Annotated in this window: 23 protein-coding genes and 1 tRNA gene; 16 read left to right on the top strand and 8 right to left on the bottom strand. The window is 71.4% G+C overall.

Features of this window, described 5'->3' with window-relative positions:
- Positions 1-4 precede the first annotated feature (4 nt).
- The 4 genes from ACX9MN_RS21535 to ACX9MN_RS21520 all read right to left on the bottom strand — a co-directional run bounded on the left by ACX9MN_RS21535 (position 5) and on the right by ACX9MN_RS21520 (position 4,293).
- Positions 5-1,057 carry an ABC transporter substrate-binding protein gene (locus ACX9MN_RS21535; RefSeq protein WP_489725373.1) on the bottom strand — a complete coding sequence of 351 codons (1,053 nt, stop codon included), beginning with the start codon at positions 1,055-1,057 and terminating at the stop codon, positions 5-7.
- 539 nt (positions 1,058-1,596) lie between these two features.
- Positions 1,597-2,490: an NAD(+)/NADH kinase gene (locus ACX9MN_RS21530; protein WP_091977803.1), complete on the bottom strand. Its 894-nt coding sequence runs from the start codon at positions 2,488-2,490 to the stop codon at positions 1,597-1,599.
- A gap of 11 nt (positions 2,491-2,501) precedes the next feature.
- On the bottom strand, positions 2,502-3,488 hold the full coding sequence (locus ACX9MN_RS21525) for an SPFH domain-containing protein (RefSeq protein ID WP_056531582.1): 987 nt from the start codon (positions 3,486-3,488) through the stop codon (positions 2,502-2,504).
- A gap of 73 nt (positions 3,489-3,561) precedes the next feature.
- Complete coding sequence (locus ACX9MN_RS21520; RefSeq protein WP_489725372.1) at positions 3,562-4,293, bottom strand: NUDIX hydrolase; 732 nt, start codon at positions 4,291-4,293, stop codon at positions 3,562-3,564.
- A gap of 250 nt (positions 4,294-4,543) precedes the next feature.
- On the opposite strand from ACX9MN_RS21520, the gene ACX9MN_RS21515 reads away from it, so the two are divergent.
- From ACX9MN_RS21515 to ACX9MN_RS21505, 3 genes are all read left to right on the top strand, one after another.
- Complete coding sequence (locus tag ACX9MN_RS21515; RefSeq protein ID WP_489725371.1) at positions 4,544-6,733, top strand: marine proteobacterial sortase target protein; 2,190 nt, start codon at positions 4,544-4,546, stop codon at positions 6,731-6,733.
- Positions 6,730-7,320, top strand: coding sequence for a class GN sortase (locus ACX9MN_RS21510; protein ID WP_091926565.1), 591 nt, complete (start codon positions 6,730-6,732; stop codon positions 7,318-7,320). The genes ACX9MN_RS21515 and ACX9MN_RS21510 overlap by 4 nt, the downstream gene beginning before the upstream one ends.
- A 92-nt stretch (positions 7,321-7,412) precedes the next feature.
- Positions 7,413-8,165 (top strand): helix-turn-helix domain-containing protein, encoded by a 753-nt coding sequence (locus ACX9MN_RS21505; protein ID WP_056531588.1) that lies wholly within the window; start codon positions 7,413-7,415, stop codon positions 8,163-8,165.
- A gap of 44 nt (positions 8,166-8,209) precedes the next feature.
- Here ACX9MN_RS21505 and ACX9MN_RS21500 read toward each other — a convergent pair.
- The 3 genes from ACX9MN_RS21500 to ACX9MN_RS21490 all read right to left on the bottom strand — a co-directional run bounded on the left by ACX9MN_RS21500 (position 8,210) and on the right by ACX9MN_RS21490 (position 9,795).
- A tRNA-Gly gene (locus ACX9MN_RS21500) sits at positions 8,210-8,283 on the bottom strand.
- A 98-nt stretch (positions 8,284-8,381) separates the two neighbouring features.
- Positions 8,382-8,771, bottom strand: coding sequence for a hypothetical protein (locus ACX9MN_RS21495; protein WP_489725370.1), 390 nt, complete (start codon positions 8,769-8,771; stop codon positions 8,382-8,384).
- Positions 8,772-8,952: 181 nt separating this feature from the next.
- Complete coding sequence (locus ACX9MN_RS21490; RefSeq protein WP_489725369.1) at positions 8,953-9,795, bottom strand: 3-oxoadipate:acetyl-CoA acetyltransferase; 843 nt, start codon at positions 9,793-9,795, stop codon at positions 8,953-8,955.
- A gap of 175 nt (positions 9,796-9,970) precedes the next feature.
- Here ACX9MN_RS21490 and aroQ point away from each other — a divergent pair, with 175 nt between their 5' ends.
- The 13 genes from aroQ to ACX9MN_RS21425 all read left to right on the top strand — a co-directional run bounded on the left by aroQ (position 9,971) and on the right by ACX9MN_RS21425 (position 23,108).
- Positions 9,971-10,420 (top strand): type II 3-dehydroquinate dehydratase, encoded by a 450-nt coding sequence (gene aroQ / locus ACX9MN_RS21485; protein ID WP_489725368.1) that lies wholly within the window; start codon positions 9,971-9,973, stop codon positions 10,418-10,420.
- Between the two features lie 143 nt (positions 10,421-10,563).
- On the top strand, positions 10,564-11,265 hold the full coding sequence (locus ACX9MN_RS21480) for an orotate phosphoribosyltransferase (RefSeq protein WP_020090728.1): 702 nt from the start codon (positions 10,564-10,566) through the stop codon (positions 11,263-11,265).
- Positions 11,266-11,278: 13 nt separating this feature from the next.
- Complete coding sequence (pyrC, locus tag ACX9MN_RS21475; RefSeq protein WP_489725367.1) at positions 11,279-12,358, top strand: dihydroorotase; 1,080 nt, start codon at positions 11,279-11,281, stop codon at positions 12,356-12,358.
- Between the two features lie 203 nt (positions 12,359-12,561).
- The gene (locus ACX9MN_RS21470) at positions 12,562-14,007 is read left to right on the top strand and encodes an amidase (protein WP_489725366.1); all 1,446 of its coding nucleotides are present in this window, start codon (positions 12,562-12,564) and stop codon (positions 14,005-14,007) included.
- A 435-nt stretch (positions 14,008-14,442) separates the two neighbouring features.
- Positions 14,443-16,218 (top strand): acetolactate synthase 3 large subunit, encoded by a 1,776-nt coding sequence (locus ACX9MN_RS21465; protein WP_489725365.1) that lies wholly within the window; start codon positions 14,443-14,445, stop codon positions 16,216-16,218.
- An 82-nt stretch (positions 16,219-16,300) separates the two neighbouring features.
- Positions 16,301-16,843, top strand: a complete 543-nt coding sequence (ilvN, locus tag ACX9MN_RS21460; protein ID WP_489725364.1) for an acetolactate synthase small subunit — start codon at positions 16,301-16,303, stop codon at positions 16,841-16,843.
- Positions 16,844-16,896: 53 nt separating this feature from the next.
- Positions 16,897-17,193, top strand: a complete 297-nt coding sequence (locus tag ACX9MN_RS21455; RefSeq protein ID WP_489725363.1) for an AbrB/MazE/SpoVT family DNA-binding domain-containing protein — start codon at positions 16,897-16,899, stop codon at positions 17,191-17,193.
- A complete protein-coding gene (locus ACX9MN_RS21450; protein ID WP_489725362.1) occupies positions 17,171-17,530 on the top strand; it encodes a type II toxin-antitoxin system PemK/MazF family toxin in 360 nt (119 codons plus the stop codon). The genes ACX9MN_RS21455 and ACX9MN_RS21450 overlap by 23 nt, the downstream gene beginning before the upstream one ends.
- A 44-nt stretch (positions 17,531-17,574) precedes the next feature.
- Positions 17,575-18,219 (top strand): glutathione S-transferase family protein, encoded by a 645-nt coding sequence (locus ACX9MN_RS21445; protein ID WP_091977792.1) that lies wholly within the window; start codon positions 17,575-17,577, stop codon positions 18,217-18,219.
- 82 nt (positions 18,220-18,301) lie between these two features.
- A complete protein-coding gene (locus tag ACX9MN_RS21440) occupies positions 18,302-18,958 on the top strand; it encodes a TetR/AcrR family transcriptional regulator C-terminal domain-containing protein (protein WP_489725361.1) in 657 nt (218 codons plus the stop codon).
- A 12-nt stretch (positions 18,959-18,970) separates the two neighbouring features.
- A complete protein-coding gene (gene ilvC, locus ACX9MN_RS21435) occupies positions 18,971-19,990 on the top strand; it encodes a ketol-acid reductoisomerase (protein WP_489725360.1) in 1,020 nt (339 codons plus the stop codon).
- A gap of 166 nt (positions 19,991-20,156) precedes the next feature.
- Positions 20,157-20,810, top strand: coding sequence for a pyridoxamine 5'-phosphate oxidase family protein (locus ACX9MN_RS21430; protein WP_331299382.1), 654 nt, complete (start codon positions 20,157-20,159; stop codon positions 20,808-20,810).
- 222 nt (positions 20,811-21,032) lie between these two features.
- The gene (locus ACX9MN_RS21425) at positions 21,033-23,108 is read left to right on the top strand and encodes a methyl-accepting chemotaxis protein (RefSeq protein WP_489725359.1); all 2,076 of its coding nucleotides are present in this window, start codon (positions 21,033-21,035) and stop codon (positions 23,106-23,108) included.
- Positions 23,109-23,129: 21 nt separating this feature from the next.
- Here the strand turns inward: ACX9MN_RS21425 and tam are convergent, their stop codons facing one another.
- Entirely contained in the window at positions 23,130-23,912 is a 783-nt protein-coding gene (gene tam, locus ACX9MN_RS21420) for a trans-aconitate 2-methyltransferase (RefSeq protein ID WP_489725358.1), read from the bottom strand.
- Position 23,913: the final 1 nt, after the last annotated feature.

The raw sequence follows: 23,913 nt of genomic DNA, 5'->3' as shown, positions 1-23,913 counted from the left end.
CCGCTCAGGCCGACTTCAGCTTGAGCTTGCCGTAGAGGTCCGGGTTCTCGGCGATGACCTGTTCCAGCAGGGTCCAGTCGATCGCGTCGCGGCCGGGCTTCTTCTTGATGTAGCCCATCTCGGCGACGGAATCGGTCCGGTCGAGGATGAACTGCGTCTGGTTGCGGGCGTCCACCACCGAGGGCTGCCGGCCCATGGCGAGCTGGGCGTTGCTCATCGAGGTCTTGTAGTAGGAGCCGACGAGCTTGTTCAGGGCGGCCTGGGGGTCGCTCTCGGCCAAGCCTTGCGCCTTCATCATGCCCTTGATCAGGGCCTTCACGGCGGCCGGGTTCTTGGCGATCAGCTCGTTGCGGACCGCCAGCACGCAGTCGGTGTAGCCCTTGCCGTAGATGTCGGTCCCGTCGGAGAGCTTCACCGCGCCCTTCACGTCGGTGAGCAGCGCCGTGCCGTAGGGCTCGATGGTCGAGATGATGTCCAGCGCCCCGGCGCGGAACGCCTCCACGGCTTCCGGGGTCGAGCCCATGTAGCGGACCGTGATGTCCTTGAAGGCGACGCCGTTCTTCTTCAGCCAGTCGTAGGGCAGCACCTCCAGCGTATCGAGCTGGAAGGTCCCGAGCGTCTTGCCCTTGAGCTTCTCCGGGCTGTCGAGGCCCGGCTGGGCCACGAGGACGCAGCCTTCGATCCCGCCGCCGGCCACGATCTTCACCGGGGCGCCGGCATCGTAGAGCGCCATGAAGCTCGTGTAGGGCATCACGCCGGCATCGACCTGGCCCATGCCGAGGAAGGTGACCTGATCCGAGAAGGTCGGCGTGTTGACGAAGTCGATCGTCAGCCCGTCATCCTTGGCGAGCTGCATCGCCTCGGCCAGGAAGAAGTTGAGGTTGCAGAACCCGGTGCCGTGGGTCGCGCGGATGCCGGTGGCCGCCGCGGCCGGGCCGGTCAGGCCCGGGCCCACCGCCAGGGTCAGCGCGGCGGCGGTCCCGCCGAGGAAGCGCCTGCGACTGGGCTTGAACCGCGTGAGATCCGGGACGCGATAATCGCCGTGACGGTCGCACATATCGACTCTCCTCAGAGGGCGGATCGCGCGATCCGCCGGACGGCGCGTGCCGGTGCTGAAACGGAGGGATCGGAGCTCGGGACAGGCTCAAGGCAGTCGCGGAGATCCGGTCGCCCGGCACCTCACCACATCGACGGCACGCCAACCTCTAGCCGCCGCCGGGGCGACGCTGCGCTGGTGAATACGAACCAAGAAGCGTGCCAGACGCGGGGGCCGACCGTATTGAGCGGCTCGCCTTGCCCGTCGGCGCTGTCGGAGACCTGTACCGTCCCGTCCTTGCGAGCGGAGCGAAGCAATCCAGCCGCGCCAGGCCTCCGGACATGGCGCTGCCCTGGGTCACTTCGCTGCACTCGTGATGACGGAGGTGTCGCATCGACCGGTTCGACGCCCGCGAAAGCGGCTGTCTGCCGCCGGCGTGTTCAGCCGGGCTCTTCGACCAATGCCGGTCCCGCGCGGGCGAAGAACGCGCGGAGCGGGCCCTCGGGCAGCATCCCGAGCCTCGCGCACAGGCGGTCGTCGGGCGCCCGGTCGGCGCCGCGCTACGCGGCCACGAGGTTGAAGGTGCGGTCGGCCGGCGCGAGGCTCACCCGCCGCCCCCAGTCGAAGGCGACGAAATCCTGCTCGATCCCGTCCGAGAACACCACGCCGCCCTCGTTCATCCGCGACACCACCGTGAGGGGCGAGCCGGCGAACTTGCCGCCGCGGAGGTCGGTGCCGGTGGCGACGCTCGGGAACGGCTCGCGCACCCAGTAGCCGAAGGCCGCCTCCTCGATGCCGACCTCCACGGTGAGGTGCGTCGCCTCGCTGATCGAGCGCGCCCAGCCGGTCAGGCCGGTGCCCGAGGCCACGATCAGACCGCTCGACGAGTGGTCCTCCGCCCGCGCCCCGTCGTCGATGCGGTAGCGCGCCGACTGGTGGCTGCGGTGGCCGACGAAGATCTCGTTCAGGGCGAGCAGCCGCTCGCCGCCGTCGAAGGTCGCCTGCACCATGGTGCGCCGCTGGAGGGGGGCGGCGCCGGCCGCGCTGGCGGGCAGGAGCGCGCGCAGGGCCTCGACCCGCGCCCGGGCCAGCACGCCGTCGTAGAGGTCGGGCGCCGGGTTGACGCCGACCACAGGCTGCCCATCGAGGTACTTGGCGACGTTGGCCACGAGCCCGTCCTGCCCCACCGCCACGACGACGTCCTCGGGGGCGAAGAGGAAGCGGTCGAGGTCGGGGCGCTTCACCAGGGCCTGCCGCCAGTCCAGCGGCACGGCGGACCGGGCCTCGGCGAGCACGGCCTGGAACTGCGCGTGGCGTGCCTCGACCTCGGCGAGCGTCTGGCCCCGGCTCTCCAGGAAGAACCGGACCTGGCCGCGGGTCGCGTGCCGGGCGATGAGCAGCTCGTAGTCCGTGTCGCGGATGACGAAGACCACGCGGGGGGTGATGGCCGGCACGGCGGACCTCCTCAGCGCGGCGCGAGCCGCGGGGACAGCGCGCCCCGGAACTCGCCGAGGACGGCCGCCAGCAGGTCGGGCGTGACGTTGACGTGCTCGATCGTCTCCAGCTTGCCGGCGAGTTCCCGGGCCGCCAGCCCGAGCAGGACGGCGGGCGGCATGTCCCGGTAGACGGCGGCGCGGCGCTGCTCCGCGTCGGCCCGGGCGCCCTCGACGAGGCGGATCCGCTCGGCCTCCGCGGCCGCCTCCAGGCCCCGCGCCTCCGCGACGCCGGCGGCGCGGTCGCGGGCGTTCTCGGCCTCCTGCGCGATCAGCACGGTCTCGCGCCGGGCCAGCTCGGTCTTCGTGGCGAGTTCGTTCTCCGCGATGGCGCGCTCCTTCTCGACCGCCAGGGCGCGCCGCGCGAAGGTCGCCTCGTCGGCCTTCTGCTGCAGGGCCTCGAAGGTCGGGGTCTGGAGGGCGCGCTCCAGCTCGCTCGTCGGCGCGAGGTTGGTGAGCCGCACCGACACCGCCGCGACGCCGATCTCGGCCAGCGCCGGGGCGTCGGACAGCACCCGTTCCAGCACGGCGCGCAGCGGCTCCGGACCCGCGTCGAGGAGGGCGCCGATCGGGCTCGCCCCGAGATACTGGAGCGCCGCCTGGCTGGCGATGCCGCCGAGGCGCGCCTCGATCCGCTCGATCGGCTCGCCCTGCAGACGCCCGGTTCGGAGGTCGATCGAGAAGTCAACGCGGCTCGCCAGCAGTTCCGGATCGACGACGTGCCAGCCGATCGTCCCCTGGACCACGACGGTCTGGAAGTCCCGACTGCGGCCGCGGACGAAGAGCGTCATCTCGCGGTCGTCCACCGGCACCTCGCTGATGCTGGCGGTCTCGGGCCGGAACCAGAAGACCAGACCCCGCCCGCTCTGCCGGACACGGCCGTTGCGGAAGCGGATGATGTGGCTGCTCGCCTCGCTCCGGAGCTGGGCGATGACACCGATGTTGCGGACCGTGGCCATGATGGGCTCCTCGAAGCGCTCTCCGCCGAAGTGGATACCGGTTCGGCTCAAGAGAGCGCGTTGAAACAAAGGCTTAGAACTGGCCTGACCTGTCGAAGCGGAAGAGTTCGGCGGGGCGGAACGCCGTCCCGGCCTCGCGGGCGCCCGTCGGCGCGATCCAGCCCCGGTCGCGCATGCGGCGCCGGAAGGCGGATTTGTTGAGGGGCGCGCCGCGGATCGCCGCGTGCACGTCCTGAAGCTGCCGGAGGGTGAAGTGCTCCGGGAGCAGCGCGAAGCCGACATCCGTGTAGTCGAGCTTGCCGCGCAGCCGCTTCACGGCGAGCGCGAGGATGTCGGCGTGGTCGAAGGCGAGGGCGAGGGGCGCGCCGTCCTCCGCCTCGGCCGAGACCGGGCCGCCGGACTCGCCCGCCCAGGGCACGACCAGCGCCGCCGCCGCGAGCCCGGCACCGCCCGCCAGGGCCTCGACGAAGGCCGCCTCCGGCAGCAGCGCCAGGTAGGCCACCGAGACGATCCGCATCCGCGGATCCCGATCAACGGCGCCGAAGGTGTAGAGCTGCTCGAGCCGCGCCCGCCCGATGCCGGCCTTGTCGCGCAGGACGCGCTCCGCGGCGGCGTCGAGGGTCTCGGCGATGCCCACGAACCCGCCCGGCAGGGCCCAGAGGCCCGCCTGCGGCTGCTGGCCCCGCCGCAGCAGGAGGGCGGCGAGCCGGCCCGCCCGGATCCCCAGCAGGACGAGATCGACCGCCAGGGCGGGCCGCTCGTAGGCCGCAGGATCGTAGCCTGCCAGGAACTCGGACTCGTTCATCGGCCTGTTCTGCTCAGGTTGAGCATAACTAAGACGCAGATTGCGCATATGTCAAGCGGAGAGTGGATCCGCTGGGAAGCGCCGCGGGACGCACAGCTCCGCACCGGCTCCGCACAGATCCGCCCGGGCACGGCCGGCCGGTGCGGTCCGAGCCTGGAAAAGGGCGAAGCTTCTCATGGCGACGGAGGGGCTGGCGCGGGAGCTTCAGCGGCGAGCCGGCATCGATCCGCCGGCGCAGGAGGTTTCCCCGATGCCGTTCTTCGCTCCACGATCCGCGGTCGAGCCCCCCCGCAATGCCGCGCTGTCACCGCTCTTCCTCGCGCTGCTGGCGCTGCTCATCATGCTCGCCTCGGCCCACGCGGCGCCGGGCCGAGACCGCGGCGGCCTCACGCTGCGCGGGCCGGCCGGCACCGCGCCGGTCGAGGCCGTCCAGTTGGCGACCGACATCAGCGTCGACGTCAGCGGCCCGACCGCCCGGGCCACCGTCACTCAGGCCTTCCGCAACGTCACGGCGGACTGGGTCGAGGGCACCTACCTGTACCCCCTGCCGGAGGACGCGGCCGTCGACGGGATGAAGCTCGTCGTCGGCTCCCGCGTGATCGTCGCCGACATCCGCGAGCGGGCGGCGGCCAAGCGCGCCTACGAGGCCGCGAAGGCGGCCGGGCAGTCGGCGGCGCTGACCGCGCAGGAGCGGCCCAACGTCTTCACCAACGCGGTCGCCAATATCGGCCCCGGCGAGACGGTGGTGGTTCAGATCACCTATCAGCAGACGATCCCCGTCTCGGGCGAGACGCGGACGCTGCGCCTGCCCCTGGTGGTCGCGCCCCGCTACATGCCCGCCCCCGCCCCGGTGAACGCGGTCTCCCTCGACGGCGTGGCCGGAGAGGCGCGCGACCCGGTTCCGGATCGCGCCCGGATCAGCCCGCCGGTGCTCGACCCGGCCCTGTCGTCGCCGACCAACCCGGTCGCCGTCACCGTGCGGCTGCAGGCGGGCTTCCCCGTCGGTGACGTCCGCAGCGCGACCCACGCGATCCGCGTGACCGAGACCGGCCCGGAGGCGCGGACCGTCACGCTCGCCGACGGCGTCGTCCCGGCCGACCGCGACCTCGAGCTGACCTGGGCGCTGGTCCCGAGCCGGGTGCCCGGCCTCGGCCTGTTCCGCGAGACCGTGGCGGGCCGGACCTACCTGCTGGCCGCCGTGAGCCCGCCGGCGATCGAGGCCGACACGGCCGCCCGGCCGGCGCGCGACGTCACCTTCGTCATCGACAATTCCGGCTCGATGTCGGGCGCCTCGATGCGGCAGGCCAAGGCCGGGCTGCTCGCCGGTCTCGCCCGCCTGACCCCGTCGGACCACTTCAACGTCATCCGCTTCGACGACACCTGGGACGCGCTGCATCCCGCGCCCGTCCCGGCGACGCCGGAGGCCCTGGCGCAGGCCCAGGCCTTCGTCGCCGCACTCGAGGCGCGCGGCGGCACCGAGATGCTGGCGCCGCTCAAGGCGGCGCTCGCCGACCCGCACCCCGAGGACGGGCGCGTCCGGCAGGTCGTGTTCCTCACCGACGGCGCCGTCGGCGACGAGGAGCGGATCTTCGCGGCGATCCACGCCGGTCTCGGGCGCACGCGCCTGTTCATGGTCGGCATCGGCTCGGCGCCCAACGGCCACCTGATGCGCCACGCCGCCGAGATCGGCCGCGGCAGCTTCACCGAGATCCGCGACCTCGCGCAGGTCGGCGAGCGGACCCGCGCGCTCTACGAGAAGCTGGAATCCCCCGCCGTCACCGACCTCACCGCGACCTTCTCGGTCCCGGGCGTCGAGGTCACGCCGGGCGCGCTACCCGACCTGTATCGCGGCGAGCCGCTGGTCTTCGCCGCGCGGCTGCCGGGAGCGGCCGAGGAAACGGCCCGCGGGACCGTGACCGTCTCGGGCCGGGTGGGCGGCCGGACATGGACCCGGACGCTCCCCCTCGCCGAGGCGGGTGCGGGCGCCGGCATCTCCAAGGTCTGGGCGCGGTCCCGGATCGGCGAGACCGAGACTGCGCGCATCACGGGGCGCCTCGGTGCGGACGCGGCCGACGCCGCCATCCTGGCGCTGGCCCTGGAGCACGGCCTGACGACGCGGCTGACCAGCCTCGTGGCCGTCGACGCCACGCCGCGCCGCGCGCCCGGCACGCCCCTCGTCGCCGCCGACCTGCCGCTGAACCTGCCGGCGGGCTGGGACTTCGCCAAGGTGTTCGGCACGGACCGGCCGGGCGCCATGCCCGCCGACGACGGGGCAGCGCGGATCGTGCCGATCCGGGCCGAGGGCGCGGCGGTCGACCTGCCGCGGACCGGGGCCGGCATCGTGGCGCAGCTCGGCCTGGGCCTGCTCCTCGCCCTGCTGGGTCTCCTGCTCGGCACCGGCCTGACGATCGGCGGCCGGCGGACCGGGGACGCGCGATGAGCCGGCGCACGGTGACCGGACTGGGGAGGGCCCTCGCGGCCCTCCTCACCCTCGCGGGGCTCGGGCTCGCGGCGCAGGCCGCCTGGATCCCCGCCAAGGCCGCCCTGGCCCAGCTGCTGCTGGAGCGCGCCTTCGCCCGCACCCTGGCCGAGGGTCGGCCCGCCCGGCCCTGGCCCTGGGCCGACACCGAGCCGGTCGCCCGGCTCACCGTCGCGGGCCGCAGCTTCGTGGTGCTGCGGGGCGGGAGCGGCCAGGCCCTGGCCTTCGGCCCCGGCCACCTGGACGGCACCCCGGAGGCCGGCGCGCCCGGCACCGCGGTCATCGCCGCCCACCGCGACACGCAGTTCGGGGTGCTGGGACAGCTCGGGCCCGGCGATCCCGTCACGGTGACCGGCCGCGACGGCCGAACCCTGCGCTTCCGCGTCACCGGCACGCGGGTGGCCCGCTGGGATGCCTCGGGCATCGACCCGCAGGCCCCGGGGCGGCATCTCGACCTCGTCACCTGCTGGCCCCTGGAGGCGCTGCAGGCCGGCCCGCTCCGGCTGATCGTCGAGACCGAGCTGGCCCCGGAGCCGGAGCGTTCCTGACGGCTCGGCGTGGACGGCCAGCTTGGCCGCGCTTGCGCGAATGTGCGGTTTCGTGCGGATCTGTGCGGGTCAAGCCCGTGCGAGCCGTGCCTGTGAGCGAGATCGAACTGTCCGAGGCGCAGAGCCGCGCCATTGCCCAGACCGTGCGCGAGGCGCTGGCCCGCCGGCGCATCTCGCGGCAGACGCTGGCCGAGGAGGCCCGGATCAGCATCTCGACCCTGGAGAAGGCGCTCGCCGGCCGCAGGCCCTTCACCCTGGCGACGACGATCCGCCTGGAGGAAGCCCTGGGCCAGTCCCTGCGCCAGGAGACGGCGCGCCCGGCCCCGGAGGCGGCCCGTCACGCGCCCGACGAGCTCGGCTCCTACTCGCGGGAGAGCGTCGCCTGGATCGAGGGGCGCTACCTCACCCTGCGGCCCTCGTTCGGGTCGGCGGGCGCGATCTTCGCCTACCGCACCGAGATCGCCTGGGACGCGGACGCGGCCCGCCTCGTGTTCCGCGAGGCCGAGCGGCTCGACGCGCCCTTCGCGCAGTCCGGCAGCGTCGCCGTGCCGAGCCAGTCGGGCATGATCTACCTCGTGACCAACTGGCACGGACAGCACCGCCTCGCGGTGCTGTGCCGCCCCAACATCCAGGGCGAGATGTACGGGGTCCTGACGACGCTCCACGCCGGGCGCGGCACGCAGCTGACTCCGGCCGCGGCGCCCCTGGCGCTGCTGCCCGAGCAGGCGGGTGCGCACGGGTACGGGCGGATTGGGCCGGAGGAGCCGGGCTACGGTCCGTACCGGGCCTATCTCGCCCGGGTGAACGACGACGGCTACGCCACCTTCTTCACGGGCGTCGCCTGACGGGATCTGACGGATGAGCCCGAAGGCGCGGCGCGCGGCGGGCTTGGAGCGGGTACCGGGAATCGAACCCGGGTATTCAGCTTGGAAGGCTGCTGCTCTACCATTGAGCTACACCCGCGCGGGCGGATCGTTAGCACGCCGGGTCGGCCGTGAGAAGGTGGGTCGGGATCGCCGCCGCGCGAGCGACGTCCCGAGTCCACTTCGTCGCTAGCCGGCTCACAGGCACGGATTCATGACCGGCTCGCGCGGGATCGAGAGCAGGTCGTCGACCTGGGCGCGCAGGCCCGCGGCGCCGCCGGTCCGCAGGGCCCCGTACAGGGCCTCCGCGTCGCGGCCGCAGACCGCGCCGGGCCGCTGCTCCGGTTCCGTCGTCCCGTCGCGCGGCGGCCCGGTCCTGTCCGGGGCGTTGTCGGCGATGAAGCGATCGATGCGCGCGAGCGCGGCGCGCAATTCCTGCTGGAAGTCCAAGTCGGCGCCGGCGTGGCACGCCTGTCCGACGGCGCGCATCGCCTGCAGGATGCCCCGCATGCACAGCACCGCACCCTTGCCGGTCCGGTCGACCTTCGTGACGGTGTCGCCGCGCCGAATGGTCTGGATTCCGTTCACGAGCGCCTCCGCCGATCCCGGACCTGCCTGACCGGGAGCCTCCGAGGACACGACCAGGAACGCGCAAGTCGCGGCGGCGCAGCCGACGATCAGGGATCGCGGTCGGGACGGCGTGCGTGCCGTGAGGCGCATGGATCCGGCGCCGTCTCCACCGCGCGACCGCGGCAACATCCGTGCCCGCTCAACCCAGGCCCAGGGCGGCGCGGGCCTCCGCGGGCGTGGCGACGCGGCGGCCGTGGCGCGCCACCGCCTCGGCGGCGAGGCCGACGAGTTCGGCGTTGCTGGCCGCCAGACGGTCCTTCGTCACCCGGATGTTGTCCTCCAGGCCGGTGCGGACCGCGTCCGCCCCGCGGGCGAGCGCCCAGTCCATCACGATCGCCTGGTTGCGCCCGATCCCGGCCGCCGTCCAGGTCGCCTCCGGCAGGATCCGCCGGGTCTCGGCGAGCAGGATGTCGAGGAGGTGCTCCTCGGTCGGCATCGCGTTCTGGACGCCCATGACGAACTGCACGTGCGGGCGCGCGTCGATCAGGCCCGCATCCACCAGCCGCTTGGCGCCGTGCAGGTGCGAGAGGTCGAAGATCTCGATCTCGGGCCGGACGCCGTACTGCTTCATCTGGCCGGCGAGGTCGGTCACGAGGCTCGCGGAATTCTCGTAGACGATCGTCGGGAAGTTCACCGAGCCGGTTGACAGGGAGGCCATGTCGGGCCGGTGCTTGAGCGAGAGGCCGCGGGCGGCCGGGTCGCGCCCGCGCCCGCCCGTCGAGAACTGCACGATCATCCCCGGGCAGTGCCGGCGCAGCCCCTCCTGCACGGCGGCGAACCTGTCCGGATCGGAGGAGGGCGACTCGTCGTCGTTGCGCACGTGGATGTGGCAGAGCGTGGCGCCGGCCTCGAAGGCCTGCTGCGTCGACTCGATCTGCTCGGGCACGGTGACCGGAACGGCCGGGTTGTCGGTCTTGCGCGGCACCGAGCCGGTGATCGCCACCGCGATCACCACGGGCGCGTCGCTCCGAGATCCTGCCATTCGCCTGTCCTCCCTGCCGCATCGGGCTTCCGCGACCGGGATAGCGCCGCGGGATCCGGATCTGAACCGCCCGGCGCGGGCGGCAGGTCCGTGTGCGGGACATCTCCGGCCGGATGACAGCCCGGACTTGAGTCTTGCGGGCGCTTGCCGCACGTCTCGACCCGCGAGGCACACGATGAACGACACCGTCCTGGTCCTGAACGGGCCGAACCTGAACCTGCTCGGCAAGCGCCAGCCGGAGATCTACGGCCGCGAGACGCTGGTCGACGTCGAGGCCCTGTGCCGCGAGACGGCCGCCGGCCTCGGCCTCGCGGTCGATTTCCGCCAGAGCAACGCCGAACATGTGCTGATCGACGCGATCCACGAGTACCGCGTCGGCTCGGCCGGCATCGTCATCAACGCGGGCGCCTACACCCACACCTCGGTCGCCATCCTCGACGCGCTGAACACCTGCGAGGTGCCGGTGATCGAGTGCCACATCTCGAACGTCCACCGCCGCGAGGCCTTCCGCCACCATTCCTACATCTCGCTCGCGGCCACGGCCGTGCTGGCGGGATTCGGCACGCACGGCTACGCGCTGGCGATCCGGCACCTCGCGCATCTGCGGGCCGGCAGACCTGCTTGAGGCGCGGATAGCGCCGCGATCAGGGTTGACGCTGGCGGAGACAGGGCGGAGGAGGGCGGTCAGGCCCTATTCCCACGCGATCTCTCTGGCCGGACCGGTTCTCAAGGCCCCGGAGAGCGCCCCAAGCGGAGCGCGCACGCCGCATGACCAGCCCCTTCCTGCCCCTCGACCGGAAAGTGATCGCCCGCGAGGCGGCCAAGATGTTCCTCGAGATCGAGGCGGTGCTCTTCTACAAGGACGAGCCGTTCAAGTTCACCTCGGGCTGGGCGAGCCCGGTCTACACCGACAGCCGGAAGATCATCTCGTTCCCGCGCCTGCGCTCGACGCTGATGGATTTCGCCACCGCCACCATCGTGCGCGAGATCGGCTACGAGAAGCTGACCCACATCGCCGGCGGCGAGACCGCCGGCATCCCCTTCGCGGCCTGGATCGCCGACCGGATGATGCTGCCGATGCAGTACATCCGGAAGAAGCCCAAGGGCTTCGGCCGCAACGCCCAGATCGAGGGCGAGATCGTCGAGGGCGCCCGGACGCTGCTCGTCGAGGACCTCGCCACCGACGGGCGCAGCAAGGTCAATTTCTGCAAGGCCCTGCGCGATTCGGGCGCCCAGGTCGAGCACTGCTTCGTGCTGTTCTACTACGACATCTTCCCTGACAGCGCCGCGCTGATGGAGGAGATCGGTATCAAGCTCCACTACCTCACCACGTGGTGGGACGTGCTGGCGGTGGCCAAGGAGATGGGCACCTTCGACCCGAAGACGCTGGCCGAGGTCGAGCGCTTCCTCAACGCGCCGGCGGAGTGGTCGGCGGCCCACGGCGGCATCTCCGCCTTCGGCCAGGCCTGAGGGGCATCCCGCGATGAGCGTCGCCGACCTGTTCCCCGCCGAGCGCCAGGACGCGAAGACCGTCGACCGGATCACGATCCGGCGGCCGGACGACTGGCACATCCACCTGCGCGACGGCGCGATGCTGAAGGCGGTGCTGCCCTACACGGCGGCGCAGTTCGCCCGGGGCATCATCATGCCGAACCTCGTGCCGCCGGTGACAACGGTCGCCGCGGCGCAGGCCTACCGGGAGCGCATCCTGGCGGCCCTGCCGGCCGGCATGGACTTCACCCCGCTGATGACCTGCTACCTGCGGGACGACACCGACCCGGACGAGATCGAGCGGGGCTTCGCCGAGAAGGTCTGGGTCGCCGCCAAGCTCTACCCGGCCGGCGCGACCACGAACTCGCACGCGGGCGTCACGGACCTCGTCGGGATTACCCCCGTCCTGGAGCGCATGGAGCGGATCGGCATGCCGCTCCTGATCCACGGCGAGGCGACCGACCCGGAGATCGACATCTTCGACCGCGAGGCCGCCTTCATGGAGGGCAGCCTGATCCCGCTGCTCGCTCGCCATCAGGGGCTGAAGGTCACCGTGGAGCACGCCACCACGGCGGAGATCCTCGACGTGGTCCGGGAGCACCGGAGCCGGTGCGCGGCGACGATCACGCCGCACCACCTCGTGATCAACCGGACGCACATCTTCCAGGGGGGGCTGCGCCCGCACCTGTACTGCCTGCCGGTGGCCAAGCGCGAGCGGCACCGGCTCGCCCTGCGCGAGGCCGCGACCTCCGGCGAGGCCTGCTTCTACCTCGGCACCGACACCGCCCCGCATGTCCGCGGCGCCAAGGAGGCGTCCTGCGGCTGCGCCGGCGTGTTCTGCGGGCCTTCCGCGCTCCAGACCTACGTGCAGGTCTTCGACGAGGAGGGGGCGCTGAACCGGTTGGAGGCCTTCGCGTCGCTGAACGGCGCCCGCTTCCACGGGCTGGAGCCCAATGCCGGGACCGTCACCCTGGAGCGGCGGCCGGGCCGGGTCGCAGAGGCGGTCGCGGTCGACGACACCGCGGTGGTGGTGTTCCGGGGCGAGGAGACGCTGCCCTGGTCGGTGGCGTGACGGCCTCCGTGGCTGCAAGCCGTCATCGCGAGCGCAGCGAAGCGACCCAGGGCAGCGCGACATCGGTGATCGTCGGGCGACACTGGATTGCTTCGCTGCGCTCGCAAAGACGGACCTCGGCAACCCATCCTTTCCGCTGAAGCCATCTTTGCCTGGATCCAACCTCCGGTTACCGATCTTCCGTCGATCCGGAGGAGGGCAAGATGCAGGACGCGCGACAGGATGGCATCACGGCGCTCGGCGCCGTGGACCTCGCCGCCGCCATCCATGGCCGCGTGATCTCCTGCGCGGAGGTGATGCGCGCCTATCTGGAGCGGATCCACCGGATCAACCCGCAGGTGAACGCCCTCGTGGGCCTCGCCGACGATGCCGCGCTCCTGCGGGAGGCCGAGGCCGCCGATGCCGCCTTGGCGCGGGGGGACGCCGTCGGGCCGCTGCACGGCTTCCCGCTGGCCGTGAAGGATCTCGATCCGGTCCGCGGCCTGCGGTTCACGCAGGGCTCCCCGATCTTCGCCGACCGGGTCGCCGACACCGACTCGATCATGGTGACGCGCCTGCGCGCCGCCGGGGCGATCTTCATCGGCAAGACCAACATCCCCGAGTTCGGCCTGGGCTCGCACAGCTTCAACCCGGTCTACGGCGCCACCGGCAACGCCTACGATCCGGCCAAGACCGGGGGCGGCTCGAGCGGCGGCGCCGCGGTCGCAGTCGCCTTGCGGATGCAGCCGGTCGCCGACGGCAGCGACCATGCCGGCTCCCTGCGCAACCCGCCGGCCTTCAACAACTGCTACGGCCTGCGCCCGAGCTGGGGCCGGATCCCCGCCGAGGCCAAGGACGTGTTCAGCCCGAACCTCGGCGTGCTCGGGGCGATCGGGCGCACGCCCGGCGATATCGGCCTGATGCTCTCGGTGCTGGCGGGCTACGACCCGCGCTGCCCGAACGCCATTCGGCAGGACCCGTCCGCCTTCGCGAGCCCGCTCGCCCGCGACTTCCGCGGGACCCGGATCGCGTGGCTCGGGGATTGCGGCGGCCAGATCCCGTTCGATCCCGGCGTGCTCGACGTCGGGCGTTCGGCGCTCGCCACCTTCGCGGAGATCGGCTGCACCGTCGAGGAGGCGATGCCGCGCTACGACATGGAGACCCTCTGGCAGGACTGGCTGGTGCTGCGGGCCTTCACGGTCGCGGCGAATCTCCGCCCGTTCTACGACGAGCCCCGCCACCGGGCCCTGCTGAAGCCGGAGGCGGCCTGGGAGGTCGAGCGGGGGCTGGCGCTCGGCGCCGACCGGATCATCGCGGCGCTGGAGGGGCGCACCCGCTGGTACGAGACCCTGCGCCGCTTCACGGAGACCTACGACTACGTGGTCATGCCCAGCGCCCAGGTCTTCCCGTTCGACAAGAGCCTGCGCTGGCCCGAGACGGTGGGCGGACGGGCGATGGACACCTACCACCGCTGGATGCAGATCACGATCCCCGCGACGATGTCGGGCCTCCCGTCGCTCGCCGTGCCGGCGGGCTTCGGCGAGGCCGGTCTGCCCACTGGCATCCAGATCGTCGGTCCGAACCACGGCGAGCTCGCCTGCCTGCAGCTCGGCGCCGCCTACGACGCGGCGAGCGGCTGGGTGCGCCGCTACCCGCCGCCGCTGCAGTGAGCCGCGGCTCCGGCACTCAGCCGGCGCGGAACCAGCGCGATTGCACGCACGGACGCGTTGACCGGCTCCGCGCTCTCCGCTAAGAGGCCCGACACTTCGCGCGCCGACCATGAGCCAGTTCCGGATCATGGGGCCGCCGCGGGGCAGTTTCGGGTTTCCGATGACGACGGTCCTTATTGTAGCGGTAGCGTCACCGACGGGGCGGCCCTGAACGAGGGTCGCGATCCGAGCGGTGGCGCATGCAGGGTCCCTCGGGGCCCTTTTTTGTTGCCCGCTCCAGGGCGGCAAGGGATCGGCGCAGACGGGTGACCGAGGCGAGAGGCACTTTCGGGCGAGGCGGAGACCGCCCCGCGTGACGGGGGTGCCGGGAGAGAGGACGGGGCAGGGCGGCGATCACGGGATCGCGGTGGCCTCGGAGAGCGCGAGGAGACGAGCATGGGCGGCGAGGTCATGACCGGGGCCGAGATGGTCATCCGGGCCTTCCAGGATCAGGGTGTCGACACGCTGTTCGGGTACCCGGGCGGCGCCGTACTTCCGATCTACGACGCGCTCTTCCACCAGAACGCCGTCAAGCACATCCTCGTCCGCCACGAGCAGGGCGCCGTCCACGCCGCGGAGGGCTACGCCCGCTCCTCCGGCAAGGTCGGCTGCGTCCTCGTCACCTCGGGCCCCGGCGCGACCAACATCGTCACCGGGCTCACCGACGCGATGCTGGATTCGATCCCGCTGGTCTGCATCACCGGCCAGGTTCCGACGCACCTGATCGGCACCGACGCGTTCCAGGAATGCGACACGGTCGGCATCACGCGCCACTGCACGAAGCACAATTACCTGGTCAAATCGATCGACGACCTGCCGCGCATCCTGCACGAGGCGTTCTACGTCGCGGCGAACGGCCGGCCGGGCCCGGTCGTGGTCGACCTGCCCAAGGACATCCAGTTCGCCTCCGGCCTCTACGAGCGCCCGGAGATCGCGAGCCACAAGACGTACCGCCCGGCCGTCAAGGGCGACGCCGACCGGATCCGCGCGGCTGTCGACCTGATGGCGAGTGCCCGCCGGCCGGTCTTCTACACCGGCGGCGGCGTGATCAACTCGGGCCCGGAGGCCTCGCGGCTGCTGCGCGAGCTCGTCCGCGAGACCGGTTTCCCGATCACCTCGACGCTGATGGGGCTCGGCGCCTATCCGGGCACGGACGAGAAGTTCCTGGGCATGCTCGGCATGCACGGGACCTACGAGGCCAATCTCGCGATGCACGAGTGCGACGTGATGATCTGCGTCGGCGCGCGGTTCGACGACCGGATCACCGGCCGGCTCGACGCGTTCTCGCCCTTCTCCAAGAAGATCCACATCGACGTCGACGCCTCCTCGATCAACAAGGTCGTGAAGGTCGATGTCGGGATCGTTGGCGACTGCGCCTCGGTGCTCGGCGACATGCTGGAGGCGTGGCGCGCCCTGCCGTCGCGGCCCGACAAGTCGAACCTCGATCCGTGGTTCCAGAAGATCAGCGCCTGGAAGGCGCGGGACTGCCTCGCCTACTGGCCGTCGGGCACGATCATCAAGCCGCAATACGCCGTGCAGCGCCTCTACGAGGCCTGCAAGGACCGCGAGACCTACATCACCACCGAGGTCGGTCAGCACCAGATGTGGGCCGCCCAGTACTTCAAGTACGACGAGCCGAACCGCTGGATGACGTCGGGCGGCCTCGGCACGATGGGCTACGGCCTGCCGGCGGCGATCGGCACCCAGCTCGCGCACCCGGACGGGCTCGTGATCGACATCGCGGGCGAGGCCTCGATCCTGATGAACATGCAGGAGATGTCGACGGCGGTGCAGTACCGCCTGCCGATCAAGGTGTTCATCCTGAACAACGAGTACATGGGCATGGTCCGCCAGTGGCAGGAGCTGCTGCACGGCTCGCGCTACTCGCAGAGCTACTCGGAGAGCCTGCCGGACTTCGTGAAGCTCGCGGAGGCCTACGGCGCCAAGGGTATGCGCTGCGAGAAGCCGGGCGACCTCGACGGCGCCATCGCGGAGATGCTCGCCCATGACGGCCCGGTGATCTTCGACTGCATCGTCGACAAGACCGAGAACTGCTTCCCGATGATCCCGTCGGGCAAGGCGCACAACGAGATGCTCCTGTCCGATTACCTCGGCGAGACCGGCGTCGAGCTCGGCGACGTGATCTCCGAGGAAGGCAAGATGCTGGTGTGAGGGCGGGCGGCCCGGCGTCACCGCCGGGCCGCGATCCGCCGCTGCGGCGGCGATGGGTCGAACGACGAGGACGAGGCCGGCGATGAACGCGATGAACACCCACTACCCCGATGCCGTCCGCGTCGAGCCGGTGAACCGGCACACGCTGGCGGTGATCGTCGACAACGAGCCCGGCGTGCTCGCCCGCATCTCGGGCCTGTTCTCCGGCCGCGGCTACAATATCGAGAGCCTGACCGTCTCCGAGACCGAGGAGGCGCGCCACATCTCGCGCATCACCATCGTGACCACCGGGACGAACGCCGTGATCGAGCAGATCAAGGCGCAGCTTGACCGGCTGGTGCCGGTGCATCGGGTCGTGGACCTCACGCTCCAGGGCAACGCCATCGAGCGCGAGATCTGCCTCGTGAAGGTGAAGGGCGAGGGCGAGCACCGCAGCGAGGCCCTGCGGCTGGCCGCCGCCTTCGGCGCCAAGACGCTGGACGCCACGCTCAACTCCTTCGTGTTCGAGCTGACCGGCGCCACCGAGGATGTCGACCGGTTCGTGCGCCTGATGAGCGTGATCGGGCTGGTGGAGATCTGCCGGACGGGCATCTCGGCGATGGGCCGGGGATCGGAGCCGCTGTAGGATCAGGCGGCCCGAATCTGCTACGATGCCCCGTCCCCGCAGGAGGCGGAGCGATGGAAGCCAAGGTCATTCGCTGGGGTGACGATCTCGCGGTCCGGCTGAGCAGCGCGGAGGCCGAGGAACTCGGCATCCGCGAGGGCGAGACGGTCGAGATCGTGTCGAAGCGCCCGCCCGAGCCGGTGCCCACGCAATGGGCTGGGCGCCGGTATGTCGATGGGCTGCCGGTCTACACCATGGAAGAGATGATCGCCGAGGCCCGGCGACTGGGCTCGGAAGCTGAGCCGCCGACGGTTGAGTGGGGGCCGGATCGCGGGTCTGAGATCATCGATGACGACAACGACCCGTACTGACTGGCAGCCGAGGCCGGGCGAACTCCTGCTCGTCGATCTTGAGCCGGTCCGCGGCACGGAACAGAAGGGTATCCGGCCCGCGCTTGTCGTGTCGGATCCGAACATGAACCAGTTGACGCGTCGCGTGATCGTCTGCCCAATTACGCGGAACCCGCATCCATGGCCGACGAAAGTGTTCCTGCCGCCGGGGCTCTCCGTCACGGGCGCTGTCTTGGTGGATCAAGTCCGCTCGATTGACAGGGCCGCACGCATCCTGAGAAATCTCGGCAGTGTGCCCGATGAGATCGTGGCCGAGGTACGCGGCAGGCTCAGGACGCTTCTCGGCCTAGCCGTCTGAGATTCGCGCGCACTGCATCGGCTCCCCCCAGAAGAAAGGCCTTCATGACCGCCCGCACCCTCTACTACGCCCCCGGCGCCTGCTCGCTCGCCGCCCACATCATCCTGGAGGAATCCGGGCTGCCCTACGAGGGCCTCAAGCTCGACCTCGCCGCGGGCGACCAGCGCCGGCCGGAATACCTCGCGATCAACGATCGCGGCCGCGTGCCGGCGCTGACCGAGGACGGCTGGGTGCTCACCGAGTGCGCGGCCATCATGCGCCACGTCGCCCGTCAGGTGCCGGAGAAGGGGCTCTGGCCCACGGATCTCCGCGAGCAGGCCGCCGCCGACGAGTGGCTCGGCTGGCTCGCCTGCAATCACCACGTGACCTACGCCCATGTCCGCCGGCCCGAGCGCTACACCGAGGACGAGAGCGCCTTCGAGGGCATCAAGGCGAAGGCGGCCAACACCTACGCGGACCTCGCCACCATGACCGAGGTGCGCCTGTCGCACGGCGGCTGGGCGGTGGGCGACCGGTTCAGCGTCGTCGACGCCTACCTGACGGTCTTCTGGTTCTGGGCCAACGGCCCGGTGCTCCGGTTCGACATGGCCGGGCGCTTCCCGGCCTGGACCGCCCATGCGCGCCGGGTCGCCGAGCGCCCGGCTGTCCAGGCCGTCTTCGCCCGCGAAGGACTGCCGCTCCCCCGCTAGCAGGTGCGGGCACGGCACCCCCTTGCCGAGCCCTACGAATCGGCCTAAAGCGCGTACCGTACGGTACGGTACGCCATTCGAGATGATGCAGGCCAGCGCGACAGCAGAGCGGGAAGAGCCGTCGGCCCGCCAGCAAGCGGTGCTGGACGCCGTGCTCGGCCTCATGGTCGAGGACGGCGAGCAGCTCACCATGGACGCGGTCGCGCGCCGGGCGAGCTGCTCGAAGGAGACGCTCTACAAGTGGTTCGGCGACCGGGACGGGTTGCTGACCGCGACGGTGCGCTGGCAGGCCTCCCGGGTCCATGCCGGGAACGACAGCGCTCAGGTGCTCGACGGCGCGACCCTGCGGGAGCGCCTGCAGGACTTCGCCGTGACGTGGCTGGAGGTCATCACCGGCCCGACCTCGGTGGCGCTGAACCGCATCGCCATCGCGCATGCGGGCTCGCGCAAGAGCAATCTCGGCGGCATCGTCCTGGCGAACGGGCGCTTCGCCATCGGCGAGCGGGTGAAGCCCGTGCTGGAGGCCGGCCGCGCCGCCGGCCTGCTGAGCTTCGCCGACAGCGAGGCCGCCTTCCGCACCTTCTTCGGCCTCGTCGGCCGGGATATCCAGATCCGCCTTCTGCTCGGCGAGACCCTCGACCTCGACGGGGCCGAGATCCGGCGCGAGGCGGGCCGCGCCGTCGAGCAGTTCCTGGCCCTCTACGGCCGGGCCAGACCCGACCCGAAACACCAAGTCTAAGAGGAGACAGACATGCGGGTGTATTACGATCGCGACGCCGACCTGAACCTGATCAAGGGCAAGAAGGTCGCCATCGTCGGCTACGGCAGCCAGGGCCACGCCCACGCGCTCAACCTGCGCGATTCCGGCGTGAAGGACATCGTCATCGCGCTCCGCGAGGGCTCCGCCACCGCCAAGAAGGCCGAGCACGAGGGCTTCAAGGTCCTGTCGGTCGCCGAGGCCGCCAAGTGGGCCGACGTGGTGATGATGCTGACCCCCGACGAGCTGCAGGGCGACATCTACCGCGAGTCCCTCGAGGGCAACATGAAGCAGGGCGCCGCGCTCCTGTTCGCCCACGGCCTCAACGTCCACTTCAACCTGATCGAGCCGCGCAAGAACCTCGACGTCCTGATGGTCGCCCCGAAGGGCCCGGGCCATACCGTGCGCTCCGAGTACCTCCGCGGCGGCGGCGTGCCGACCCTGATCGCCATCGCGCAGGACGCCTCCGGCAACGCCCACGACCTCGGCCTGTCGTACGCCTCGGCCAATGGCGGCGGCCGCGCCGGCATCATCGAGACGACCTTCAAGGAGGAGTGCGAGACTGACCTGTTCGGCGAGCAGGCCGTGCTCTGCGGCGGCCTCGTCGAGCTGATCAAGGCCGGCTTCGAGACCCTGGTCGAGGCGGGCTACGCCCCCGAGATGGCCTATTTCGAGTGCCTCCACGAGGTGAAGCTGATCGTCGACCTCATCTACGAGGGCGGCATCGCCAACATGAACTACTCGATCTCCAACACGGCCGAGTACGGCGAGTACGTCACCGGCCCGCGCATCGTGACGCCCGAGACCAAGGCCGAGATGAAGCGCGTGCTCAACGACATCCAGTCGGGCACCTTCACCCGCAACTGGATGCTGGAGAACAAGGTCAACCAGACCTCGTTCAAGGCGACCCGCGCCAAGCTCGCCGCCCACCCGATCGAGGAGGTCGGCGCCAAGCTCCGCGGCATGATGCCGTGGATCTCCGAGAAGGCGCTGGTCGACAAAACCCGCAACTGATCCGCATCCGCGCGGTCGGGCCCGGCCCGGCCGCGCACGCGCGGGGCCGGTCACGCGGAAGCGTGGCCGGCCCTTGGCGTTCCGGGTTGCCCGACACGGGGTGTCCCGGCCATAAGCCCGCCAGCGGTCCCGCGCGTACGAGGACCGGCAAGCGGAGAGGACACGCATGGCATCGCTCTATTCCGACGCGCACCGGGCGCTGCAGGAGGAGTTCGGCACCACCAAGCTCGCCGTGCGTCTCGACGAGGACTGGGTCCACGAGACCGTCCAGCCGGACGAGGCCGCCTTCATCGGCTCCCGCGACATGTTCTTCCTCTCGACCGTCGACCCGGACGGGATGCCGACGGTCTCCTACAAGGGCGGTCCCACGGGCTTCGTGAAGGTGCTCGACGACAAGACGCTCGTCTTCCCGGGCTTCGACGGCAACGGCATGTTCTACTCGATGGGCAACATCGAGGGGCAGGCCAAGGTCGGCCTGCTGTTCATCGACTTCGAGACGCCCCACCGGATCCGCGTCCAGGGCCACGCGACGCTGCTGCGCGACGACGCCCTCTTGGCCGCGTACACCGAGGCCAAGTACCTGGTGAAGGTCGCGGTGACGAAGATCTGGATCAACTGCCCGCGCTACATCCATAAGTATCAGAAGCTCGAGCAGAACAAGTACGTGCCGCGGCCCGGCCGCGAGACGCCGCTCGCCGCCTGGAAGCGCCTCGACCTCGCGGGCGACGTGATCAGCGATGCCGACAAGGTCCGCGTCGCCCAGGAGGGCCGGCTGGAAGTCGCGGAGTACGAGGCGCTGATGGCCCGCGGCGAGGCCTGATCGTCCATTCCGGCCGCCCCGCAGTCCCGGGCGGCCGGTGAGGAACTCAATTTTCGTCAAATAAGATGATGTTGAGTATAAATCTGCCGCATCACATATTGATAAAGATAAATTTCCGTGCTTGATAGTTTCATGTTCTAAAAAATTCTTGACGGTGTGAGTGCAGAGCCATAAATTTCGTGCAAATTTGCCGATCGCATCTTTGCTCGGACCGTTAAAACCATGGTTTCGCTCCCGCTGCGCGTCGCATTGATCTGCAGCATCCTGATCGCTGCAGTGTTCGCGGGTGGGACGACTTTTCTCGCCCGCCGAATCGACGCTTCCTTCGATGAGCAGGCCGCAGAGATACAGTCGGAGACGCTGTCGAACGAGGCGCGCGAGGTCCGCTTCCGCCTCGCGGTAGCGGCCAAGACTGCCGAGAGCATCGCGGCCTCCGCGTCGGCCCTGCGCGCCGGCCGCATCCAGGACCGGGACATCTACGACGCGCTGCTGCGCGAGCTTCTGCGCGCCAACCCCGAGCTGATCGCGACCTGGACGGGCTGGGAGCCGGACGCCCTGGACGGGCGCGACCGCGCGTTCGCCGGCACGGCCTCCTCGGATGCGAGCGGCCGCTTCATGCCTTACTGGAACCGCGGGAGCGGCACGATCAAGCGCGAGGTCCTCACGGGTTACGAGGCCGAGCCGGACGGCGCCTATTACCTCCGGCCGAAGCGGCTGAACCGCTTGGTCGCCATCGAACCCTACATCTACCCGGTGGCCGGAAAGGACGTCGTCATGATGTCCTTCGGCGCGCCGATCCGCGTGGACGGCACGTATCGCGGCACCGCCGGCGTCGACATCGACCTCGGCGCCCTGAACGCCGCCCTCGGCGCGGTGAAGCCTTTCGGGACCGGCTACCTGGCCGTGGTCTCGGCGAGCGGGACGACCGTCGCGCATCCGACCGGCGCGGCGGCCGGGAAGCCGATGCACGGCTTCGACGCGTCGGCGGCCGACGCGGCCCGGCAGGCGATCGCGGCGGGAGCCGTGGTGGTGACCGACGCGCCGGGCCCGGACGGGGCGCCGTGGCGCTACATGGCGCAGCATATCCAGGCGGGCGAGACGCCCGACCGCTGGGCGATCGTCGTCGCGGTGCCGGTGGCGACGCTCACGGCCGCCGCCGATCGGGCGCGCGCGACGCTGATCGGCATCTCGGTCCTCTGCGTGCTGATCGGGTGCGCGGCCGTCTTCGGCGCGCTGCACCGTCTCGTCGGGGCGCCGATCCGCGGCCTCGGCCGGACCATCGGCGACATGGCCGCGGGCGATTACGGGGCGGATGTGCGCGAGGCGCGGCGCCGCGACGAGGTCGGACTGGTCGGGCGTGCCGTGCTGAAGCTGCGCGACGGCCTGCGGGCGCAGGCGGAGGCCGACGCGCGGGCGCGGGCGAAGGCTCAGGCGGCGGCCGACCGGGACCGCAAGCGGGTGACCGCGGACCTGGCGAACAGCTTCGAGCAGGCCATCGGCGGCATCGTCGCGACGGTCACGGACGCGGCCACCGCGCTGCAGGCCACGGCCGGGGCGCTGGCCGCCACGGCGTCGGAGACCGCCGGCCAGTCGACCACCGTCGCGGCCGGGGCCGAGGAGGCCGCCGCCAACGTCCGGGCCGCGGCCTCGGCGGCCGAGGAGCTCGGCAGCTCGGTGCAGGAGATCGGGCGTCAGGTGCAGGGATCCGCGCAGCTCGCGCGGGCCGCGGCCGACGAGGCCGGGCGCACGGTGCGGCTGGTCGAGGATCTGAGTGCGGCCGTGATGAAGATCGGGGACGTGGTGGCGCTGATCAGCGGCATCGCGGGCCAGACCAACCTGCTGGCCCTCAACGCCACCATCGAGGCGGCCCGCGCCGGCGAGGCCGGACGGGGCTTCGCGGTCGTGGCCGCCGAGGTGAAGGCGCTGGCCGAACAGACCGCACGGGCCACCGAGGAGATCGCGGGCCAGATCGCCCGCGTCCAGGCCTCGACCGAGCAGGCGGCCTCGGCGATCGGCAGCATCACGACGCGCGTCGACGAGATCAGCGGGGCGGCCACGACGATCGCGGCCGCGGTCGAGCAGCAGGGCACGGCAACCCAGGAGATCGTCCGCAACGTGACCCAGGCCGCCGCCGGCACGGGCGAGGTGACGACGAACATCGCCCGCGTGGCCGAAGCCGCCGACATGACCGGCTCTGCCGCCGGTCAGGTGCTGGAATCGTCCGCGGACCTGTCGCGGCAATCCGCGCATCTCCGGGCGGAGGTCGGCCGCTTCCTCGGAACGGTGCGCGCGGCCTGATGGTCGCCGTGCCGGCCCGCGCTACGGCGCCTTGCGGGCGACGATGAACACGCGCGGGAAGGCGAGCAGGCGCCGCCCGTCACTGCGCGGCGGGTAGGCGGCGTCGATCGCGCGGTTGTAGGCCGCCAGGAAGCCGGCCCGCTCCTCCGGATCCAGCGGGTCGAGGAACGGCCGGAGCCCGGTCGCGCTGACCCAGTCCACGATGGCGGCCGCGTCCGCCATGCGGTGGTGGTAGGCGGTGCGCCAGACATCGACCTCGGCGGCGCGCGGCGCCAGCAGGTCGTAGTAGGCGGCGGGTTCCAGCATCCGCCCGAGGCGGCCGGCCACGGCGGGATCGCCGATCGCGGCCGCCCAGGGGCCGTCCGCCGCGACCGCGCGCATCAGGCGATGGGTGTGCTCCGCGAGGTTGTCGGGCATCTGGACGGCGAGCACGCCGCCCGGGGCGAGGAGACCGAACAGCCGCGGCAGCAGGGTCGCGTGGTCCGGCAGCCATTGCAGGACGGCGTTGGCGTAGATCAGGTCCGGCGCCCGGTCCGGTATCCAGGTCGCGGCGTCGGCCAGCGCGAAGGCGAGGTCCGGGAGCCGGGCGCGGGCGCTCTCCAGCATGGCCGGCGAGGTGTCGAGGCCGATCACCTCCGCGTCGGGGAAGCGCGCCGCGATCAGCGCGGTCGAGTTGCCGGGCCCGCAGCCGAGATCGACGGCGAGCCGCGGTGCGTCGAGGGGCACGCGGGCGAGGAGCTCGGCGGCGGGGCGGGTCCGCTCGTCCTCGAAGCGGGTGTAGAGGGCGGGGTTCCAGTCGGCCATG

The sequence above is a fragment of the Methylobacterium sp. 1A genome (assembly GCF_058072805.1).
Note: the sequence above shows the minus strand (reverse complement) of the source record. Positions and strands in the feature narration are given on the sequence as shown.

Coding starts and splice junctions, on each gene's coding strand:
- ACX9MN_RS21535 (WP_489725373.1), bottom strand. CDS start 1,057: ATGTGCGACCGTCACGGCGATTATCGCGTCCCGGATCTCACGCGGTTC.
- ACX9MN_RS21525 (WP_056531582.1), bottom strand. CDS start 3,488: ATGGCCACGGTCCGCAACATCGGTGTCATCGCCCAGCTCCGGAGCGAG.
- ACX9MN_RS21520 (WP_489725372.1), bottom strand. CDS start 4,293: ATGAACGAGTCCGAGTTCCTGGCAGGCTACGATCCTGCGGCCTACGAG.
- ACX9MN_RS21515 (WP_489725371.1), top strand. CDS start 4,544: ATGCCGTTCTTCGCTCCACGATCCGCGGTCGAGCCCCCCCGCAATGCC.
- ACX9MN_RS21510 (WP_091926565.1), top strand. CDS start 6,730: ATGAGCCGGCGCACGGTGACCGGACTGGGGAGGGCCCTCGCGGCCCTC.
- ACX9MN_RS21490 (WP_489725369.1), bottom strand. CDS start 9,795: ATGGCAGGATCTCGGAGCGACGCGCCCGTGGTGATCGCGGTGGCGATC.
- aroQ (WP_489725368.1), top strand. CDS start 9,971: ATGAACGACACCGTCCTGGTCCTGAACGGGCCGAACCTGAACCTGCTC.
- ACX9MN_RS21480 (WP_020090728.1), top strand. CDS start 10,564: ATGACCAGCCCCTTCCTGCCCCTCGACCGGAAAGTGATCGCCCGCGAG.
- pyrC (WP_489725367.1), top strand. CDS start 11,279: ATGAGCGTCGCCGACCTGTTCCCCGCCGAGCGCCAGGACGCGAAGACC.
- ACX9MN_RS21470 (WP_489725366.1), top strand. CDS start 12,562: ATGCAGGACGCGCGACAGGATGGCATCACGGCGCTCGGCGCCGTGGAC.
- ACX9MN_RS21465 (WP_489725365.1), top strand. CDS start 14,443: ATGGGCGGCGAGGTCATGACCGGGGCCGAGATGGTCATCCGGGCCTTC.
- ilvN (WP_489725364.1), top strand. CDS start 16,301: ATGAACGCGATGAACACCCACTACCCCGATGCCGTCCGCGTCGAGCCG.
- ACX9MN_RS21455 (WP_489725363.1), top strand. CDS start 16,897: ATGGAAGCCAAGGTCATTCGCTGGGGTGACGATCTCGCGGTCCGGCTG.
- ACX9MN_RS21450 (WP_489725362.1), top strand. CDS start 17,171: ATGACGACAACGACCCGTACTGACTGGCAGCCGAGGCCGGGCGAACTC.
- ACX9MN_RS21445 (WP_091977792.1), top strand. CDS start 17,575: ATGACCGCCCGCACCCTCTACTACGCCCCCGGCGCCTGCTCGCTCGCC.
- ACX9MN_RS21440 (WP_489725361.1), top strand. CDS start 18,302: ATGATGCAGGCCAGCGCGACAGCAGAGCGGGAAGAGCCGTCGGCCCGC.
- ilvC (WP_489725360.1), top strand. CDS start 18,971: ATGCGGGTGTATTACGATCGCGACGCCGACCTGAACCTGATCAAGGGC.
- ACX9MN_RS21430 (WP_331299382.1), top strand. CDS start 20,157: ATGGCATCGCTCTATTCCGACGCGCACCGGGCGCTGCAGGAGGAGTTC.
- ACX9MN_RS21425 (WP_489725359.1), top strand. CDS start 21,033: ATGGTTTCGCTCCCGCTGCGCGTCGCATTGATCTGCAGCATCCTGATC.
- tam (WP_489725358.1), bottom strand. CDS start 23,912: ATGGCCGACTGGAACCCCGCCCTCTACACCCGCTTCGAGGACGAGCGG.